This is a genomic window from Pseudomonas arsenicoxydans, from assembly GCF_006438915.1.
Classification (GTDB): Bacteria; Pseudomonadota; Gammaproteobacteria; order Pseudomonadales; family Pseudomonadaceae; genus Aquipseudomonas; species Aquipseudomonas arsenicoxydans_A.
The window spans coordinates 1-4,216 of the sequence record NZ_RCZE01000034.1; the positions used below are offsets into that span (position 1 = coordinate 1).

At 50.5% G+C, this 4,216-nt stretch carries 5 protein-coding genes; all 5 read left to right on the top strand.

The window, feature by feature from the left end; translation table 11 throughout:
- On the top strand, positions 1-633 hold a 633-nt coding region (locus EAH78_RS32255; protein ID WP_205017988.1), incomplete at its 5' end, for a rolling circle replication-associated protein.
- 183 nt (positions 634-816) lie between these two features.
- Positions 817-2,085, top strand: coding sequence for a protein rep (locus tag EAH78_RS32000; RefSeq protein ID WP_140672338.1), 1,269 nt, complete (start codon positions 817-819; stop codon positions 2,083-2,085).
- Between the two features lie 719 nt (positions 2,086-2,804).
- A complete protein-coding gene (locus EAH78_RS32005) occupies positions 2,805-3,140 on the top strand; it encodes a hypothetical protein (protein WP_140672341.1) in 336 nt (111 codons plus the stop codon).
- Between the two features lie 331 nt (positions 3,141-3,471).
- Complete coding sequence (locus EAH78_RS32260) at positions 3,472-3,621, top strand: hypothetical protein (protein ID WP_161599726.1); 150 nt, start codon at positions 3,472-3,474, stop codon at positions 3,619-3,621.
- A 15-nt stretch (positions 3,622-3,636) separates the two neighbouring features.
- Positions 3,637-4,216, top strand: a 580-nt coding sequence (locus EAH78_RS32010) for a rolling circle replication-associated protein (RefSeq protein ID WP_205017989.1), incomplete at its 3' end; no start/stop codon positions are given.

Sequence of the window (4,216 nt, forward strand, 5' to 3'; positions counted from 1 at the left end):
ATCAAGGCATTACGCAAACACTTCGGTCCCGGTGTGCGTTATTTCGCCTGTGGCGAATACGGCGACCAGTTGTCCCGTCCCCACTTCCATATCTGCCTCTTCGGCGTCGACTTCGGTCAGGATCGCCGGGAAGTAAAAAAACGCGGTGAATTCCCCGTCTACCGTTCGGCAACTGCTACAAAACTCTGGGGCCGTGGTCACGTTGAAATCGGTCTTCTCACCCGAAAAAGTGCCGGTTATACGGCACGCTACATCATGAAAAAAATCAACGGTGACATGGCCGAAACACACTATGCGAAGTTTGACGCGGTAAATCAGGAAATGTATTTGCTCATGCCTGAGTTCATTCGTGTGTCCACTCGCCCCGGCCTTGGATATCGGTTCTTCGATCAATACAAGGACGGTAATTGGTTTGATCGAGACTCTTGCATATTGGAAGGGAAAGAATTCCCGATTCCCAAGTACTACGACAAACTAATGGAACGCTATAACCCTGAGCGCATGGCGGCTGTGAAGGCCAAACGCATAGCCAAGGCGCTCGCCCGTGATCCTAACGAGCAAAGTGATTCCCGGTTACGGGTTCGCGAGGAGGTCAAAAAAGCGATGACTTCGACGTTGAGTCGACAGCTTTGAATCGCGTATGCTCCTGTCCAGTCCGCCCGCCCCGGCGTTGTCTGTGGGGACAGTAAGTCCCGGGTGGTGCAGGACAAAAAAAATCGAAAAAAAACCCCAGCGGGCAGCTGGGGTTCTGGTGATCAGGATGAGGTGCAAACTCATCGTTGATCGTGTTACTACCCGACGTTACCGGGCACCAACATGGCCATTTTACCCCCTTCTCGAAAAAACCCCAAGAAGCCCGGTTTAGAGCGGTCTGCTCTAAAACTAGGAAGCATTGAAAAATCTATTGACCCCCCCCCTCTGGATCTGGCCGAAAAAGAGCGTTTTCAGCTGGCTGAAAAGTACCAGCGGTATCGCCGCGATGTGTTCGATTTGCAGGACACGGCGCATGGACTTGTCTGTCAGCGTGGACGTGAACAGAATCTGGTTTATCCAGCGAATTATCATTCTGTTGCTCATTGTCGTCGTCAGGTACTTGGCAGCTTTGGAACGGTGCGTTTCAGTTCTCAGGGCCGCGGTTATCTTCATGGTCTTGTTACCTGCGGCTCTGTGTGGGCTTGTCCCATGTGTGCTGCTGCCATTCAGGAAGGCCGGCGTCAGGAAATCTCTCAGGCGATGAGCTGGGCGTATGCCGGTGGTTTCCAGCCGGTTATGGTCACTTTCACTTTTCCTCACAAGGACTGGCATTCGTTGCGCGAGCTGCTGCTAAAGCAGGCCAAAGCGTTGACGTTGTTACGTCAGGGAGCGCCTTGGAAGCGCTTTACCCAGTCCATTAATTATCAGGCGTTGATTCGCTCTCTTGAGCTGACCTATGGCAAAAACGGCTGGCATCCTCACACCCACGAATTGTGGTTTGTGTCTTCTCAGGTCGAAGCGGTTGAGCTTCGTTCTCGTTTAACCGAGTTGTGGGAATCGGCCTGCGTGCGGGCCGGTTTGCTTGATCGGAACGATGTCGTTCAGATGTACAACTTCGGTTTGCATGCGGTCGATGTGAAAGGCTGGTGTCAGGCTTCTGATTATCTGGCCAAGCAGGACGACAGCCGCCATTGGGGCGTCGATCGCGAAATGGCCAAGGCCACCAGTAAGGCTGGTACCGACAAAGGTCGGCATCCGTTTGGCCTGCTGGTCGATGCTAAAGCTGGTGATTTTCAGGCTGGTGAAAAGTACTTGGAATTCATTGAGTCCATGAAGGGCAAACGGCAGCTGTTCTGGTCGCACGGGCTTAAAGCCCGGGTCGGCATCGAGGAGCAAAGCGACGAGGAATTAGCTGAAAAGGTCGATCCCCTGCAGGTCGTTTCCTGTGCCTTCGACAGCGGTAATTGGTACCGCGTGGCACGTTTTCGAAAACGGGCCTTAATGCTCGAAACCGCCGAGGCTGGTTATCACGAGGCCGGTGTTTCCGGTGCTTCTGCTTATCTCGGCGTGTTCTTTGCGTCGTTGTACGGCATGGACCGAATGCGGCAATAGCTTCGCCCTGGGCGAATGCGTGACGCCAAAAAATCTCTGCACCTGGTGCAAAAAAAATGAGCGGCTTTGCCGCTTCTCGGCGTCGGTCCCGCGTGTGCCGCGCCGAGGTGCATTCTTGAATTGGAATGCCTCTTCTAAATCTTCAGGCCCACGCGGTAATGGTCCGCGTTCGGGCCTTTCTGTGTCGGCGCGGATTCCACCGCGCCCTGATTACGCTCTTTGCGTTCTCTCTCTATACTTTATTCATCTGAATTGATGCGGTGCATCTTCCATGAATATCTTCTTAGCTTTGCTTTCCATCCCCTTCATTAAAATCATCACCTACGGGCTGATGGCTATCCTTCGACTCTTGGTCGTTCTCTATGCCATAGGCATAACTTGCGTACTTCTTTACGCTGTAACTCTCTTGTTACAACATATAAAAATAACTCACTTACTATCTACCTATGTATCTACTCTATCTAATCTAATTAAATAACTATCTATCTAAATAAACTAAATAAACTAAATAAACTAAATAACTATCTAAATAAATAACTATCTACTATCTATTATTGTGCATCTTCTGCACTCAAATATATCATTATATATCTCTGCGTCATTGTTATACGCTTAATGTTCAATCACATAAATCTAGCGTCATTCCTGTACGCTGAATTCTCTGTGTCTCCTTTAACTCTCTTCTACAATCTCATTGGTTATCCAATGAGGTGTCTATTATGTCTAAACATCAGTCTCCCCACTGCATGGGTCCCAATAGCTACGCGTTGGGCTTCTTCCCGTTGAAAAACGGGGCCGTTCGTGTGGTCGATATGGCATCTAAAACTTCGTATGAAGTTGTCTTCCCCGAAGGGGTCGAACAAGCAGTCGACGTTATTGAAAAATACGGCGCTTACTATTCAGCGCTGTCGCCAGAACAGCGCGAGGCTTATCACAACTCTGTGGTCTGCTTTGTTCGTTATTTCTTCGAACGTCCCAATGATGTTTGGAAACTTCCTGTCATCGAGCACGATGTTCAAAATGCACTCTGGTCGTTTGCTCAGGTGCTGCCCTAATGGGCTCATCGTGCAACCTCTTGAGATCGCGCCTAAGGCGTGATCGCTCTCTACCGTCAATACGGTAGCTCTGAAGCGTTATCGCTTCGCCTAGGCCCGCTGGCGGTCCTTCTGGCCCCATTCTGGGGCCTTATTTTCGCATTGCCGAAAGTCGTTTGTCTCAAACTCGGTTGAAAACCGTTCGCGGTGGTGCGCTAGGAACCACTGCGTGTTGCCTCGCGCCTGCGAGGCCCGGAGTATCTCTACTTGTTGTCTATACTCCCAGTGACCCCCAAAAGGTCACTAAATCCCCCCCTTTTTTGGCCTTGCAAAACAAGGAAATCCCCTCAAAATGACTACCAAAATTCACGAACCCGGAAAGCCCCTCAAAGGGCATAAAAAACCCTCTTACAAAAAACCCAAAATCCATAAATCGCATCGCGCACCTGGTAAGGATTGGTTTGGTTCTGTTCCGCTCATCAAAGACATGGAACATGCTTAAACGAGGTGGCCCAACATGGCCTGTTATCGTCCCAGATGGGCATGGTCCTCCCTTGCCGTCAATGTCTCCGGTAAACGTTCGTTAGTCTTCGAACAATCCAAGGGCGTGCCCGATTCCCTAATGCAGATTGATTGCGGCTATTGCTTAGGCTGTCGAATCGACAAATCCATTGAATGGTCTATCCGTGTCTGCCACGAAATGAAATACCATGCGCGCAATTGTTGGCTGACGCTCACCTACGATGAACACCATCTATCCAAGGACGGGCAACTTGTGCCCGGCGACTTGAAAAAATTCATCAAGGCATTACGCAAACACTTCGGTCCCGGTGTGCGTTATTTCGCCTGTGGCGAATACGGCGACCAGTTGTCCCGTCCCCACTTCCATATCTGCCTCTTCGGCGTCGACTTCGGTCAGGATCGCCGGGAAGTAAAAAAACGCGGTGAATTCCCCGTCTACCGTTCGGCAACTGCTACAAAACTCTGGGGCCGTGGTCACGTTGAAATCGGTCTTCTCACCCGAAAAAGTGCCGGTTATACGGCACGCTACATCATGAAAAAAATCAACGGTGACATGGCCGAAACACACTATGCGA